The 14,643-nt window shown below is 69.6% G+C and carries 11 protein-coding genes; 7 read left to right on the forward strand and 4 right to left on the reverse strand.

From position 1 onward, the window contains the following. The first annotated feature begins 9 nt into the window (after window positions 1–9). The 3 genes from thiS to thiE are packed head-to-tail and all read left to right on the forward strand — an operon-like array spanning window position 10 to window position 1,984. Entirely contained in the window at window positions 10–207 is a 198-nt protein-coding gene (thiS, locus tag HFGMBDPB_RS22345) for a sulfur carrier protein ThiS (protein ID WP_012205130.1), read from the forward strand. Window positions 208–239: 32 nt separating this feature from the next. After that, the gene (locus tag HFGMBDPB_RS22350) at window positions 240–1,049 is read left to right on the forward strand and encodes a thiazole synthase (RefSeq protein WP_016446735.1); all 810 of its coding nucleotides are present in this window, start codon (window positions 240–242) and stop codon (window positions 1,047–1,049) included. Between the two features lie 11 nt (window positions 1,050–1,060). Then, window positions 1,061–1,984, forward strand: coding sequence for a thiamine phosphate synthase (thiE, locus tag HFGMBDPB_RS22355; RefSeq protein WP_209671393.1), 924 nt, complete (start codon window positions 1,061–1,063; stop codon window positions 1,982–1,984). A gap of 64 nt (window positions 1,985–2,048) precedes the next feature. On the opposite strand, the gene HFGMBDPB_RS22360 is transcribed toward thiE, so the two are convergent. Beyond that, a complete protein-coding gene (locus tag HFGMBDPB_RS22360; protein ID WP_249343625.1) occupies window positions 2,049–4,721 on the reverse strand; it encodes a type IV pilus assembly protein FimV in 2,673 nt (890 codons plus the stop codon). Window positions 4,722–4,842: 121 nt separating this feature from the next. Between HFGMBDPB_RS22360 and HFGMBDPB_RS22365 the strand changes: the two genes are divergently transcribed. The 4 genes from HFGMBDPB_RS22365 (at window position 4,843) to HFGMBDPB_RS22380 (ending at window position 9,855) form a co-directional block, all read left to right on the forward strand. Then, window positions 4,843–6,381 carry a 3-hydroxyacyl-CoA dehydrogenase gene (locus tag HFGMBDPB_RS22365; protein WP_212646283.1) on the forward strand — a complete coding sequence of 513 codons (1,539 nt, stop codon included), beginning with the start codon at window positions 4,843–4,845 and terminating at the stop codon, window positions 6,379–6,381. A gap of 170 nt (window positions 6,382–6,551) precedes the next feature. Beyond that, window positions 6,552–7,271 carry a Crp/Fnr family transcriptional regulator gene (locus HFGMBDPB_RS22370; RefSeq protein WP_012205125.1) on the forward strand — a complete coding sequence of 240 codons (720 nt, stop codon included), beginning with the start codon at window positions 6,552–6,554 and terminating at the stop codon, window positions 7,269–7,271. 145 nt (window positions 7,272–7,416) lie between these two features. Continuing rightward, the gene (locus HFGMBDPB_RS22375; protein ID WP_016446719.1) at window positions 7,417–8,502 is read left to right on the forward strand and encodes a phosphotransferase; all 1,086 of its coding nucleotides are present in this window, start codon (window positions 7,417–7,419) and stop codon (window positions 8,500–8,502) included. Window positions 8,503–8,580: 78 nt separating this feature from the next. Beyond that, window positions 8,581–9,855 (forward strand): acyl-CoA dehydrogenase family protein, encoded by a 1,275-nt coding sequence (locus HFGMBDPB_RS22380; RefSeq protein ID WP_016446718.1) that lies wholly within the window; start codon window positions 8,581–8,583, stop codon window positions 9,853–9,855. Window positions 9,856–9,925: 70 nt separating this feature from the next. Here HFGMBDPB_RS22380 and HFGMBDPB_RS22385 read toward each other — a convergent pair whose 3' ends face one another. From HFGMBDPB_RS22385 to HFGMBDPB_RS22395, 3 genes are read right to left on the reverse strand one after another with little or no spacing between them, the layout of a single operon-like run. Beyond that, on the reverse strand, window positions 9,926–11,383 hold the full coding sequence (locus HFGMBDPB_RS22385; protein ID WP_212646284.1) for an efflux transporter outer membrane subunit: 1,458 nt from the start codon (window positions 11,381–11,383) through the stop codon (window positions 9,926–9,928). 1 nt (window position 11,384) lies between these two features. Next, the gene (locus HFGMBDPB_RS22390) at window positions 11,385–13,415 is read right to left on the reverse strand and encodes an ABC transporter permease (protein WP_212646285.1); all 2,031 of its coding nucleotides are present in this window, start codon (window positions 13,413–13,415) and stop codon (window positions 11,385–11,387) included. After that, window positions 13,415–14,638: an efflux RND transporter periplasmic adaptor subunit gene (locus HFGMBDPB_RS22395; RefSeq protein ID WP_212646286.1), complete on the reverse strand. Its 1,224-nt coding sequence runs from the start codon at window positions 14,636–14,638 to the stop codon at window positions 13,415–13,417. Before HFGMBDPB_RS22395 ends, HFGMBDPB_RS22390 begins: the two co-directional genes overlap by 1 nt. Window positions 14,639–14,643: the final 5 nt, after the last annotated feature.

Genomic DNA, 14,643 nt, shown 5'->3' on the forward strand with positions numbered 1-14,643 from the left:
CCAGCCGCCATGAACATCACCATCAACCAGCAAGCGACCGAACTGAGCGACGGAGCCACCGTGGCCGACGCGCTGGCCCAGCTTGCGCCGCGCCCGCCCTTTGCCGTGGCCATCAATACCGTCTTCGTACCCAAGGCCCGCTATGCCGAGCAGGCGCTGAACGACGGCGACCGCCTCGAAGTGATCTCGCCGGTGACCGGCGGCTGATGCCCCATCCGACTCTCCCATTGCCTCACGCCATGACGACTTCCGCCTCTTCCTCCGACGACAGCCTGGTCCTGTACGGCCAGCGCTTTGACAGCCGCCTGCTGCTGGGCACCTCCCGCTACCCCTCGCCCGCCGTGCTCGAAGCCGCCGTGCAGCGCGCGCGCCCTGCCATGGTCACGGCCTCGCTGCGCCGCCAAGGCAGCAATGCCGCCGAGACCGGCGCCAGCTTCTGGGAACTGCTCAGAAAGCTCAACGTGCCCGTGCTGCCCAACACCGCCGGCTGCATGACCGTGCAGGAAGCCGTGACCACGGCCCAGATGGCGCGCGAAGTCTTCGAGACGCCCTGGATCAAGCTGGAGCTGATCGGCGACGACTACACCCTGCAGCCCGACACGCTGAACCTGGTCGAGGCCGCCTCCATCCTCATCAAGGACGGCTTCCAGGTCCTGCCCTACACCACCGAGGACCTGGTGCTGTGCCAGCGCCTGGTGGATGTGGGCTGCCAGGCCGTCATGCCCTGGGCAGCGCCCATCGGCACGGGCCGCGGCCCCGTCAACCCCTACGCCATGCAGACGCTGCGCGAGCGCCTGAAGGTGCCTCTGATCGTGGATGCGGGCCTGGGCCGCCCCTCGCACGCCTGCCAGGTCATGGAATGGGGCTATGACGCCGTGCTGCTGAACACGGCCGTGGCCTTGTCCGAAGATCCCGTCGCCATGGCCGGCGCCTTCGCCGACGCCGTGAACGCCGGCCACGCCGCCCACCGCGCCGGCGCCATGGCCGAGCAGTCTGCCGCCCAGCCCAGCACGCCCGTGCTGGGCACGCCGTTCTGGCACCACGGCTGAGGAGACCGGCCATGAGCAACGACTCCATCCAGTCCTGGGCAGATGCCATCGTGCGCCTGCACGGCGCCACCTTTGCCCCTGAAGGCTCCGCCCTGCCCTCGCAGCCCGTGCCGCAGGCACAGCGCCAGGAGCCGGCCTATCTTGCGGCGCTGCAGGCCTGCAGCGCCCTGGGTTTCATCGCCATCGACGCCGAGACGCTGGCCTGTGCCTGGCAGGCGCAGACGCTGCGCAGGGGCCGCTTCGAGGCCACGCTATGGCCCGACGATCCGCGCGACTTCGGCCTGGAGGGCGCCGATCCCGCACTGGCCTTCCCGGAGTGCCCAAGGTCCCTGGGCCTGTACGGCGTGCTGCCCGACGCGCAATGGGTGGGCCGCATGGCCCGCGCCGGTGTGCCCACCGTGCAATTGCGCTTCAAGTCCGAGGACCGCGACGCCATCGCGCGCGAAGTGCGCGCCGCCGTGGCCGCCGTGGAAGGCACGGGCGCCCTGCTCTTCATCAACGACCACTGGCGCGAGGCCATCGATGCCGGCGCCTATGGCGTGCATGTGGGCCAGGAAGACCTGGACGCGCTGGCCGGCGCCGACCTGCAGGCCATCCACGCCTCGGGCCTGCGCCTGGGCGTGAGCACGCATGGCTATGCCGAAATGGTGCGCGCCCATGCCGTGCAGCCCAGCTACATCGCGCTGGGCGCCGTCTTTCCCACCACGCTCAAGAAAATGGCCACGGCTCCGCAGGGCCTGGCGCGCCTGGGCGCCTATGTGCGGCTGATGCAGCGCTATCCGCTGGTGGCCATCGGCGGCATCTCGGCCGACCAGTTCCCGGCCGTGCGCGCCACGGGCGTGGGCTCGGTGGCCGTGGTGCGGGCGCTGGTCAATGCCGAGGACCCGGAAGCGGCGGCGCAGCAGTTGCTCGCAAGCATGCAGGCTGCGGACTGAGCCTTTGCGGGACCACACATCAAAAAAGGGAGCATCTGCTCCCTTTTTTGCATGTGCACCTGGCTCAGTCCTTAGACGGCTCCTTGCCTTCACCCTGCGGCGACGGAGCCTGTGGCGTGGTCCGAAAGGCCGGGTCGGTCTCGCGCGACAGCAGCATGTCCACCGAGCGGCTCAAGGGCTCGTCCAGGCCGCGGTGATCGCGAAGGGTTTCGGGCGGTTGCAGTTCCCAGTTCTCCAGCGCCAGATCCATGCTCAGCGGCGCCTTGAGATTGTGCTCGCTGAAGCCCACGGGGCCTGAGCCGGGCGCCGACAGCACCACGGGCGGAAAGCGCGAAGGCACGTCCACCGTGGGCAGTTCATCCTCGCCCAGCGCGGTGAGGTCTATGTCCAGCAGCGGTGCCGCCGCATCGTGGATGAAGGACGGCGTCTCGCTCAGCGGAACGGCACGCACCTGGCCGGCAGGCAGCTGGCCTGCCTGATCCAGGTCGAAGTCCAGCGGCTGCATTTCGAACTGCAGCGGCGCGGACAGGGAGTCCGGCGCGCGGCTGTCGGCAGCCTTCTCACCGGCTGTACCGGAGACCGTGGACAGCGCCTGCGTGTCCATGGGCGTGAACTCCAGGCCCGGATCCTGCGGCGACAGGGAAGAGGCAGCCTGCTGCGGTGCGGCCTCTACCGGAGGCGGTTGCAGCTCGGCCATCCAATCCACATCCATGAAGGCGGCAGCGGCGGCCGGTGCGGGAGCGGGTTCCGAGGCTGATGCGAGGACGGCTGCGCCGGCCGTGGCTGCGCCGGCTGCGGCCGTGCCCGCCACCATGCGCGGCGTGGTGCGCTCGCGCGGGCCGGGCTCGCCGCGCGTTCCGGCGGGCGAGGTGCGCGCGATGGACAGCAGCAGCAGCAGGTCATCGAAAGCGGCCAGGTCGAAGGGGGCTGGCGCATCGGGGTCGGGTGCACCGTCCTGCTTGAACAGGTAGTGCGCCAGGCAAGTTTCGACTTCGTCCACGGGCCACAGGGCCTCGATGCGTGCCAGTTGCTCGGGATAGCCCTGCAGCAGGCTGCTGCCCTTGTCGGTAAAGCCCGGCATGGCCGGCACGCGGGCGTTGAAATGCTTGGCAAAGCGGGCGCGCAGCTGGTCGAAGTCGTCTCGGCGGCTCAGCGTGTAGTACAGGTGCAGCAGCTCCAGATAGGCCAGCGGCGAGGAATCCTCATGCGTGGCGATGTGCGAGCGCAGCAGCTCGATGGCCTGCTGGTGCTCGCCCACCGAGATGAAGAATTCCGCCTGCTGCTGCACGTCGAACATTTCGCCGGGCTGCACCATGCGCCGGGCCTTGATGGCCTCGGGCGCAGGCGAGCGCGCTGCGGTCTTCTCGCCCTCCGGCTCGGGCAGCTCGGCCTGCACGGACACAGGCACGGGAATGGTGGCCGGGCCGAAATCGCCGGGGTCCACGTCCTCATGCAGCTCGTACGTCACGCCAGGGCGCATCTGCGCGCCGCGCTGCACATAGGGCGAGGCCAGGGTATCCGGGCCACGGCGATCATCCGGCGACGGCGCAGGCCGGTGTTCACGCAGGCTGGGTGCCATGGGCCGCGTGGGCCGATGGGGGTCCAGGGAATGCGGCAGGGTGTTGATCCCGTCATCGTGCGGATGCGGCGGGCTCGACGGCACGGGGTCCTGCGACGAACGCTCCACCGATTCCCGCCAGGCATCCGGCTCGCGCGAGAACAGCGAGGCGCCCGAGCGCATTTTCCAGGCCATCCATGCGATCACGGCCACGGCGGCGATCAGCGCCAGCAGCAGCGCATTGAACAGCCACGACGAGCCGCCCGACTCCTGGCGCATGGCCTCCAGTTCGGCCCGTAGCTGGGCCAGTTGCCCACGGTCGGCGGTGTCGCGCTTCTTGAAGGCCGCCATTTCGGCCTCCAGCGCCTGCACGCGCTTGTTGGCCTCGGCCAGCTGCTCGCTGCCCGCATCGAACATGGGAGCCGCAGATGCGGCGCCGCCTTCGGGTGTCCCGGGTGTTCCGGCTGCGCCAGCGGCGCCCGGGGTGCCGCCCGTGCCCAGCCATTCCTCCACCGGCTCCATGCGCAGGCGCGGTTCTATGCGCAGGCCCGCCTGCAACTGCCCAGCCTGGGCCTGGGCGGTCACGCCCACGGGCGGCCTGGATTTCTCGGCCGCCGCCTTGGGTTTGGCCTGGGGCCTTGGCTGTGCCTTTGGCTTGGACTGGGGTTTCGGTTCCTTGGCAACGGGCACCGCTGCGGGCCTGGAATCGGCCCGGGCGCTGCGGCCAGCGGCCGGGCGGGAGGAAGTCGAAGATGGATCGGAAGCGGCACCCGCTGCCCCCGCTGCACCTGCAGCACCGGAGCCCGCGGCCGCCAGCGCCGGCTGGGCTGCCGCCAGCTCCCGCACATTGATGGGCTGATTGCCCGTGGCATCCACCGACTCGGGCAGCTGCGCCAGCAGCGTGTAGCTGCGGCTGATGCCGCCGCCTTCGCAGCCGGCCCAGAGCTTGAGCGTCACCACGGGCTCGTCCACCGTGTAGCTGGCCTGCACACGAACGGCCTTGCCCGATGTGGTCGGGCTGACGCGCACACGCGAGGATTCGATGGGCCTGTCACCGGCCAGCAGCTCGGCGCGCACGCAGGAGCTGCCGGCGTCATTTCCGCTATCGGGCTGCAAGCCCACCACCAGGTCGAACGGAGCGCCCAGCACCACGTTGCCCCGGGGACTGCCCAACGACAATGCGGACGCGTTCCAGGCCATGGAGGACAGGGCGACGCCGAGAATGGTGCTACAAATTCTCACATCAGCCTTTCTTTGAACGCTTGCATTTTTGCATAGACACCTGTAGGACACCTCCTCTATGTACATGAACCAAAACAACATTTCTCCTATCAGGAACGTCGGATTGATAGGCGCAGGCATCATGGGGCAAGGCATCGCCCAGCTGGCCGCCCAGGCAGGCGCCGGCGTGCTGCTGCAGGACGCTCGCCCGGGCGCTGCCGCGCAAGCGCAGCAACAGCTGTTTGCGCTGTGGGACCTGCTTGAGAAGAAACAAAAAATAACAAGTGAGCAGGCCGCAGATTGCAAGGCCCGGGTGACGGTGGCGGACGGTCTCGATGCGTTCAGGAACTGCGACCTGGTGATCGAGGCCATTGTCGAGCGCATGGATGCCAAGCAGGCGCTGCTGCGCGAGCTGGAGGCCATCGTTGCGTCCGGGACCCTCATCGCCAGCAATACCTCGGCCCTGTCCATCACCACGCTGGCCACGGCGCTCGAGCACCCGCAGCGCTTTGCCGGCTTTCACTTCTTCAACCCGGCGCCGCTGATGAAGGTGGTGGAGATCGTGCGCGGCCTGGCCACGGACGAGGCCACCTGCGCCACGCTGGCGCAGTTCGCGCGCAGCTTCGGCCACACGCCCGTGCGTGCGCAGGACACGCCGGGCTTCCTGGTCAACCACCTGGGCCGCGGCTATGTGACCGAGGCGCTGCGCATCGTGCAGGAAGGCGTTGCCGACTTCGCCACCATCGACCGCATCCTGCGCGAGCAGGTGGGCTTCAAGCTCGGCCCGTTCGAGCTGATGGATCTCACCGGCCTGGATGTCACCCATGCCGTGATGGAGCACATCTACCACCAGTACTACCAGGAGCCGCGCTACCGCCCCAGCCCCATTGCCGCGCAGCGCGTGGCGGCCGGCCTGCTGGGCCGCAAGACCGGCCAGGGCTTTTACCGCTATGCCGAAGGCCGCGCCGAGCAGCCTGCCGAGCCTGCCGTGCCGCAGGTGCAGACGCTGCCACCGGTCTGGGTGTCGGCACGCGCGGCCCGGCGCAACGAGATCTACCAGTTGCTCAAGAGCCTGGGCGCGCGCATTGAAACCGCGCAGGCACCGACCGAGCAGGCCTTGATCCTGGTGGCGCCGCTGGGCCTGGACGTGACCACGGTGGCTGCCGTGGAGCGGCTGGACTGCACGCGCACCATGGGCATCGACATGCTGCTGGCCGACGCCGACACGCGCCGCCGCGTGCTGGCCACCACGCCGGCCACGCGCACCGACATGCGCGATGCCGCCCATGCGCTTTTTGCCAGCGACGGCAAGGCCGTCAGCGTGATCCGCGACAGCGGCGGCTTCGTCACGCAGCGCGTGGTGGGCTCCATCGTCAACATCGCCAGCGACATCTGCCAGCAGGGCATCGGCAGCCCGGCCGACCTGGAAAAGGCCGTGACCCTGGGCCTGGGCTATCCCATGGGCCCGCTGGCCATGGGCGACCGCTGGGGCCCCACCAACATGCTGGAGATTCTGTTCAACCTGCAGACCGTCTACGGCGATCCGCGCTACCGCCCCAGCCCCTGGCTGCGCCGCCGTGGCGCGCTGGGGCTGAGCCTCACGCACGAGGAGCCATAAGCCCTGCAAAGCCGACGACCCGACGCACGACGGGTCGCCTTTTTTTCGCCGCCCTGCCCCGTTTTCGGCAGGCCCAGACACCGAAGTGACAGGCCCGCCGGCGGCATGCTGCGCCGCGGCGGTCCCACACGCGACAATGTGACCGTCATCAGTCACGCAAAAGACAGGCCATGGACGACCCGATTCTTACCATCGAAGAACGTGAAGCGATCAATTCCGGTCGCTGGTTTTCATCACTTTCTCCATCGCTTCGGCACGACATTCTTCGATGCGCTTACGTCAAACGGTTCAAAGATGGCACGCTCATCTGCGCACGCGGAGAACCGCCCGAGGAATGGATCGCCTGCGCCCGGGGTGCGGTGCGCGTGAGCTCGACCTCGATCACGGGCAAGCAGATCACGCTGGACTACGTGGAGCCGGGCATCTGGTTCGGCGACGTGGCCATCCTGGATGGGGACAAGCGCACGCACGATGCCTATGCGCACGGCGAGACCACGCTGCTGTGCGTGTCCAAGACCGACTTCAAGAAAATCCTGTCCATGCATGTGGAGTTCTCGGAAGCCATGCTGCGCCTGCATGCGCGGCGCATCCGCCAGCTCTACGGCCTGGTCGAGGACCTCAACACCCTGCCGCTGCGCGCGCGCCTGGCCAAGCAGCTGCTGCACCTGGTGCGCAGCTATGGCGTGACCAGCCTGTCGGATGGCAGCGAGATCCGCATCGGCCTGCACCTGGCGCAGGAGGAACTGGCGCAGTTGCTGGGCGCCTCGCGCCAGCGCGTGAACCAGGAACTCAAGGCCATGGAGCGCGAGAACGCCATCCGCATCGAGCCGGGCGGCCTGGTGGTCTGCGACCGCGACACGCTGCTGCGCATCGCCGCGCCCGACGCCTGAGCCTGCGCGGCCCGCGCCGCGCCCCCTCCCCTTTTCTTGCACCGACCGGACGTTCGCGCCGGCCGGTGCCTTGCCGCGCCCGTGCTGCGCGGCTGTTCCCGTTTGTTGAACCGATTCTCGAACCGATCACAGGACTGACTGCCCCATGAGCACTTTCGACCATTTCGTAGGCACACGCGCCGTCTCCGACCAGCACGCATTCGACGTGCCCGCGCTCACCGCCTGGATGCAGGGCCATGTGCAGGGCTTTGCCGGCCCGCTGCAGGTGGAGATGTTCAAGGGCGGCCAGTCCAACCCCACCTACAAGCTGATCACCCCGGGACGCAGCTACGTGATGCGCTCCAAGCCCGGCCCCGTGGCCAAGCTGCTGCCCTCGGCCCATGCCATCGAGCGCGAGTTCCGCGTGATGAAGGGCCTGGCCGGCACCGACGTGCCCGTGCCCCACATGTATGCGCTGTGCGAGGACGAATCCATCATCGGCCGCGCCTTCTACATCATGGAGTGCATGGAAGGCCGCGTGCTCTGGGACCAGTCCCTGCCCGGCATGGAGCCGGCCCAGCGCGCCGCCATCTACGACGAGATGAACCGCGTGATCTCGGCCCTGCACACCGTGGACTTCGCGGCCCAGGGCCTGGCCGACTACGGCAAGAGCGGCAACTACTTCGAGCGCCAGATCGGCCGCTGGAGCAAGCAGTACGTGGCCTCGGTCACCCAGCCCATCCCCGAGATGGACCAACTCATGCAGTGGCTGCCCGCCCACATGCCGGCCAGCGCGCTGGATGCCTCGCGCGTGTCCATCGTGCACGGCGACTTCCGCCTGGACAACCTGATGTTCCACCCCACCGAGCCGCGCGTCATCGCCGTGCTGGACTGGGAGCTGTCCACCCTGGGCCACCCGCTGGCCGACTTCAGCTACCACTGCATGAGCTGGCACATCCCCGCCACGCTGGGCCGGGGCATCGCAGGCAAGGACCTGGCGGCCCTGGGCATTCCCGGCGAAGAGGAATACATCCGCCGCTACTGCGAGCGCACGGGCCTCAAGGACGTGGACACGCTGCGCGCCGACTGGAACTTCTACATGGCCTACAACATGTTCCGCATCGCGGCCATCCTGCAGGGCATTGCCAAGCGCGTGGAGGCCGGCACGGCCTCCAGCGCCCAGGCCAAGGCCTCCGGCGACACCGCCCGGCCCATGGCCGAGCTGGCCTGGTCCTTCGCCCAGCGCAGCTGAGCCATCCAGACCGCCCCCATCACTCACCGATCACCCCGTTTCCACCACAAGCGACAAGCCAAGAGAAGGAGCGCATCCATGGACTTTGAATATTCGCCCAAGACCAAGGACCTGCAGGAACGCCTGCTGAAGTTCATGGACGAGCACATCTATCCCGGCGAAAAGGACTATGCCGCCGAGATGGAAGCCAACACCGCCGCAGGCAAGCGCTGGACGCCGCTGCAGACCATCGAGAAGCTCAAGGTCAAGGCCCGGGAGCAAGGCCTGTGGAACCTGTTCCTGCCCGTGGACAGCGCCGAGGCCGCTGGCTACAAGGGCGGCGGCCTGACCAACCAGGAATACGCGCCGCTGGCCGAGATCATGGGCCGCGTGCCATGGTCCAGCGAGGTGTTCAACTGCTCTGCGCCCGACACCGGCAACATGGAGACCATTGCGCGCTACGGCAGCACCGAACTCAAGGAGCGCTGGCTCAAGCCGCTGCTGGACGGCAAGATCCGCTCGGCCTTCGCCATGACCGAGCCCGAGGTGGCCTCCTCCGACGCCACCAACATCTGCACCCGCATCGAGCGCCAGGGCGACGAGTACGTGATCAACGGCCACAAGTGGTGGATCTCGGGTGCCGGCGATCCGCGCTGCCAGGTCTTCATCACCATGGGCAAGACCGACCCCGATGCGCCCAAGCACTCGCAGCAAAGCATGATCATCGTGCCCGGCGACGCGCCCGGCATCCGCATCGTGCGTCCGCTCAACGTCATGGGCTATGACGATGCGCCGCACGGCCACATGGAGATGTACTTCGAGAACGTGCGCGTGCCCGTGGGCAACATCCTGCTGGGCGAGGGCCGTGGCTTTGAGATCGCCCAGGGCCGCCTTGGCCCCGGCCGCATCCACCACTGCATGCGCCTGATCGGCCTGGCCGAGCGCGCGCTGGAGCTGATGTGCAAGCGCGCCAGCTCGCGCATCGCCTTCGGCAAGAGCGTGGCCCAGCAGACCGTGACGCAGGAACGCATCGCCGAGGCACGCTGCCGCATCGACATGGCGCGCCTGCTCACGCTCAAGGCCGCTTGGCTGATGGACATCGCCGGCAACAAGGTGGCACGCAGCGAGATCGCCATGATCAAGGTGGTGGCCCCCAGCATGGCCTGCCAGGTCATCGACTGGGCCATGCAGGTGCACGGCGGCGGCGGCATGAGCGACGACTTCCCGCTGGCCAGCGCCTACGCCCACGCGCGCACGCTGCGCTTTGCCGACGGCCCGGACGAGGTGCACCGCAACGCCATCGCCAAGTGGGAGCTGGGCAAGTACGGCGCCTACGGCAAGGATGCCGGCGTGCCCATCACGCGCGGCAGCTGAGCAGGCTTCAAGCCTGAGGCCTGAGGCCGCACACCCGGCAGGATCGGGTGGCGACCCTGGCCCTTCCCTCTCAGCCAGGTGGCAATGCCTCCTGGCTTTTTTGTGCCTGCCTTTCCGGCATTTCAGTGCCCATGGCAGGCGCCTCCCATCCCCCGCCCAGCGCCCGGTACAGCGCCACGCGCGCCTGCAGCTGCAGCAGGCGCTGCAGCACGGCATCGTCCTGGGCCGCGTACAGCGTGGTCTGGGCCTGCAGCAGGGACAGCAGGCTTTCCGCCCCGGCCTTGTAGCGCAGCTCGGCCAGCGACACGGCCTGGCGGGCCTGGGCCAGCACCTCGGCCTGGGCCTCGGCCTGGGCCTTCAGGCCGTGGACGGCGTTGAGCGCCAGGTCCACATCGCCATAGGCCGCGACGATGGACTTGTAATAGCCGGCCAGCAGTTCTTCGCGCCGGGCCTGGGCGCCATCGCGCTCGGCCGCCAGCCGGCCGCCGTCGAAGATGGGGCCGGCCAGTCCGGCCAGCAGCGAATAGACCGGCTCGCGCAGCCAGTCGCTGGCGCGCCCAGCGCTGGTGCCTGCACTGCCCGTGAGGGTCAGCCGGGGCCACAGCGCCGCGCGGGCCGCCTGCAGGTTGGCGCTGGCGGCGGTCAGTTGCGCCTCAGCACTGGCAATGTCAGGGCGGCGCTGCAGCAGCTGCGTGGGCAGGCCTGCGCCGATCTCGGGCAGCTGCAGGGCCTGCAGCGAATCCGTGGCCAGCGCGGGGCGGCGGGCCTGACCCAGCAGCACGGCCAGCGTGGCATCGGCATCCTCGCCCTGGCGGCGCAGCGTGGCCAGGGCCTGGCGCTGGCTGGCCACCAGGCCGCGCTGCTGGGCCAGCTCCAGCTGGGTGGCGGCGCCTGCGCGCGCGCGGGACTCCACCAGGCCCAGCAGCCGCTCGGCATTGGCCACGTTGCGCGCCGCAATGGCCTGGCGCTCGCGCAGCGCCACGGCCTGCAGCCAGCCATGGGCCACCTGGGCGGTGACCGTGAGGCGCACCGTGTCCTGGTCAAACCGGCTGGCCTGCCAGGCCGCCGCCGCCGCATCGCGCGTGGCGCGGTTGCGGCCCCAGAAGTCCACCTCATACGAGGCCGTCAGCGCAGCGCCGTAGACGCTGGCCTGCCCGCCCGCCACCTGTGCATGGTTCATGCGCTGGGCGCGCAGCTCGCCATTGAGCGAGGGCAGCAGCGCCGCGCCTGCCTGGCGCGTGGCCGCCTCGGCCTGGCGCACGCGGGCCATGGCGGCAGCCATGTCCAGGCTCTGGTCCTGGGCGGCCTGCACCACGCCGCCCAGCTCCGCGCTGCCAAAGGCCTGCCACCACTGCGGTGAAACAGAGGCAGGGACGGCTTCGCCCTGCTGCTTCCACGAAGCGGCCAGCGCAGGCGCCTCCCGGTCCGGCATCGTCTGCTGCGCGGCGCAACCGCCCAGCGCAGCCAGGGCCAGGGCGATGCAGCCCAGGCGCGCATTTCCCAGCGTCTTGTCGTTCATGTCTTTCATCTCACTCTCCCGCCAGCGCGCGCACCGGGTCCAGCCGCGCCGCCGTCTTGGCAGGCATGTAGCCGAACACCAGGCCCGTCACCACGGCGCAGGCAAAGGCGCCCAGCATGGCGCGCACCGAAAACACCACGGGCACGCCCGCCACGATGAGCACCACGCCCACGGCCAGGCCGGCCAGCAGGCCCACCGTGCCGCCCACGAAGGTGACCAGGCTGGCCTCGGTCAGGAACTGGCGCAGGATGTCGCGCTGGCGCGCGCCCGTGGCCATGCGGATGCCGATCTCGCGCGTGCGCTCGCGCACCGTCATCAGCATCACGTTCATCACGCCGATGCCGCCCACCACAAGGGAGACGGCGGCAATCAGGCCCAGCATCACCGCCATGCTCTGGCGCGTGGCCGCCTCGGCCTGGATGCGCGCGGCCGCGTTGCCGATGCCGAAGTCCTCGCGCCCGCCGTGGCGCGCCAGCAGCAGCTTGCGCATGGCCTCCTCTGCCTCGTGCACCACGTCGGAGGACATGGCCTCGATCACCACATAGTCGGGCTGGGTCTGCGACTGGTAGACGCGCGCCCGGCCCGAGCGGTAGGGAATGAAGACCATGTCGTCATAGTTCTGCGCGCCCGAGTCCGCGCCGCGCTCGCTCATCACGCCGATGACCTCGAAGGCCGATGTGCCGATGATCAGCTGGCGGCCCAGCGGGTTGGGCGTGTCGGGGAAGAAGTGCTGGTGCGCCTTGTGGCCCAGGACCACCAGGGGCGCCAGGTCGCGGTCCTCGGCCTCGGTGTAGTAGCGGCCCTGGGCCACCTTCCAGTGGTGCACCAGGGGCATCTCCTCGCTGGCCGCGAAGACGTAGATCTGCTTGTCGGCCTTGCCGTAGCGCACGGTGATGGGGTCGCCGATCACGGGCATGACGCGCCGTATCTCGGGCAGCTCGCGCACGGCGGCCAGGTCTTCCTCGGTCATCTGCCCGGCCGGCCCGCCCGTGGCCGGCGGCTTACTGCCCATGTAGAGGATGGCCGTTCCCATGGTCCCCATCTGCTCGACCACCTTGCGCCGCGCGCCCTCGCCAATGGCCAGCATCACGATGACCGAGGCCACGCCGATGACGATGCCCAGCAAGGTCAGGCTGGTGCGCACGCGGTTCATACGCATGCCGCGCCAGGCGCTGCGCGCGGCCTCGAACAGTTCGGCCAGCCAGGGCGCGCCGACGCTGCCGCGCTGCGGCGTGAGCGGCAGGGCAGCGGCGCCCGCATTCGCCGCATTCGCCGCATTCGCCGCATTTGCCGCATTCACCGCGTTGGCGGCATCGTCGCGCCGGCTGTCGCTGGTGATGCGGCCATCGCTGATCTCGATCACGCGGCGCGCCTGGGAGGCCACCGCGCGGTCGTGGGTGATGAGGATGATGGTGTGGCCCACATCGGCCAGCTCTCGCAGCAGGGCCATGACTTCGGCGCCGCTGTGCGAGTCCAGCGCGCCCGTGGGCTCGTCGGCCAGGATGATCTGGCCGCCGTTCATCAGCGCGCGCGCAATCGACACGCGCTGCTGCTGCCCGCCCGACAGCTGGTTGGGCCGGTTGCCCAGGCGCGAGCCCAGGCCCAGGCGCTCCAGCAGCGCACGGGCGCGCCGCACGCGCTCTTCCTTGGGCAGGCCGGCGTAGATGGCGGGCATTTCCACGTTCTCGCTGGCGCTTTCGCTGGCTATCAGGTGGTAGCCCTGGAAGACGAAGCCGAAGGCCTCGCGCCGCAGCCAGGCCAGCGCATCCGAGTCCAGCGTGGCCACGTCCTGGCCCTGGAAGTGGTAGCTGCCCTCGCTGGGCCGGTCCAGGCAGCCCAGGATGTTCATCAGCGTGGACTTGCCCGAGCCCGAGCTGCCCACCACGGCCACGAACTCGCCCGCGCGAATCTCCAGGTCGATGCCGTGCAGCACGGTGACGGCGGGCTGGCCGCTGTCGCCGCCGCCGTAGTGCTTGGTGATGCCGCGCAGCTCTATCAGCGGTCCGGCCAGCGGCGCGCCGGCCTGCATGCCCTGCGCCATCACCATTGCAGCCACCGCGGGCCACGGTCCAGAGGCGTCTCGCCGACGATGACGCGCTCGCCTTCCTGCAGGCCCTCCAGCACCTCGGCCTGGTGGCGGCTGCGCACGCCCAGGCGCACGGTGCGCTGCTCGGGCTGACCCTTGGCGTCCAGCACGCGCACGGTCTGCGTGCTGCCTGCCTTCTCTGCCTTTTCCGCCTTGCCAGTCGTTCCCGCCTTGTCGGCCACGGCCATCAGCGGCACGGTGAGTGCCTGCGCGGCCTGGCCGGTGACGAAGACCACCTGGGCCGTCATCTGGGGCATCAGCTCGGCGTCCTCGTTGTCCACATCGAACAGCACGGTATAGGCCACGGCCTTGGTGGCGGGCGCAGGCGCCTGGCCCGCATTGCCGCCGGCCGGCGTCTGGCTGGTAGAGGGCGAGGGCAGCACCTGGCGCACCTTGCTGGACCAGCGCCGGGGCCTGGCCTGGTCGGCGCCGCCCAGCGTGGTGAAGTACACCGGCATGTCGTCGCGCACGCGGCGCACGTCGGCCTCGGACACTTCGGTCCACACCGTCATGGCCGACAGGTCGGCAATGCGCAGGATGTTGGGCGTCTGGTAGGTGGCGTTCAGCGTCTGGCCCTCGCGCGCCTCCACCGACACCACGGTGCCCGCCATGGGCGCGTAGATGCGCGTATAGCCCAGGCGCGCCTCGTCGGCCTTGAGCGTGGCCTGGGTCTGGTCGATCTGGGCCTTCAGATGCTCCATGCGGGCGCCAGCTGCGGCCAGGTTGGCTTCTGCGGTCTGCAGGTCTTCCTCGCGCGTGGCCCCGTCGCGGGCCAGCTGGCGCTGGCGCGCGAGCTGCTGCTCGGCCAGCTTGCGCAGCGCCTGCTGCTCGGCCAGCTGGGCGCGCAGGCCGGCCAGCGAGGCACGCCCCGCATCCACCGTGGCGCGCTGCACGCTGGGGTCGATCTCCACCAGCAGCGCGCCCTTCTCCACCTGGGCGCCGGGCTCCACGCGCAGCCGGGTGACCTGGCCCGACACCTGGGCGCCCACGTCCACATAGCGGCGCGGCTGCAGCGTGCCGATGGCCGTGACGGTGGACTCGATATCGGTGCGCGCCACGGTCTCGGTCTGGTAGGCCACGGCAGGCCGGCTGGACCACCAGGCGGCCGCGCCCCCGGCCGCCGCCAACAGGACCACCGCCACGGCGATGGCTTTCCAGCGTTGCTGCGTGCGCGTCATGCTTG

It is taken from the genome of Delftia sp. PE138 (assembly GCF_018320755.1).
Classification (GTDB): Bacteria; Pseudomonadota; Gammaproteobacteria; order Burkholderiales; family Burkholderiaceae_C; genus Comamonas; species Comamonas tsuruhatensis.

Excerpts from the sequence above, each read along its gene's own strand:
- HFGMBDPB_RS22380 (WP_016446718.1), top strand. The coding sequence starts at position 8,581 with ATGGACTTTGAATATTCGCCCAAGACCAAGGACCTGCAGGAACGCCTG.
- HFGMBDPB_RS22365 (WP_212646283.1), top strand. The coding sequence starts at position 4,843 with ATGTACATGAACCAAAACAACATTTCTCCTATCAGGAACGTCGGATTG.
- thiS (WP_012205130.1), top strand. The coding sequence starts at position 10 with ATGAACATCACCATCAACCAGCAAGCGACCGAACTGAGCGACGGAGCC.
- HFGMBDPB_RS22350 (WP_016446735.1), top strand. The coding sequence starts at position 240 with ATGACGACTTCCGCCTCTTCCTCCGACGACAGCCTGGTCCTGTACGGC.
- HFGMBDPB_RS22385 (WP_212646284.1), bottom strand. The coding sequence starts at position 11,383 with ATGAAAGACATGAACGACAAGACGCTGGGAAATGCGCGCCTGGGCTGC.
- thiE (WP_209671393.1), top strand. The coding sequence starts at position 1,061 with ATGAGCAACGACTCCATCCAGTCCTGGGCAGATGCCATCGTGCGCCTG.
- HFGMBDPB_RS22395 (WP_212646286.1), bottom strand. The coding sequence starts at position 14,638 with ATGACGCGCACGCAGCAACGCTGGAAAGCCATCGCCGTGGCGGTGGTC.
- HFGMBDPB_RS22370 (WP_012205125.1), top strand. The coding sequence starts at position 6,552 with ATGGACGACCCGATTCTTACCATCGAAGAACGTGAAGCGATCAATTCC.
- HFGMBDPB_RS22375 (WP_016446719.1), top strand. The coding sequence starts at position 7,417 with ATGAGCACTTTCGACCATTTCGTAGGCACACGCGCCGTCTCCGACCAG.
- HFGMBDPB_RS22390 (WP_212646285.1), bottom strand. The coding sequence starts at position 13,415 with ATGGCGCAGGGCATGCAGGCCGGCGCGCCGCTGGCCGGACCGCTGATA.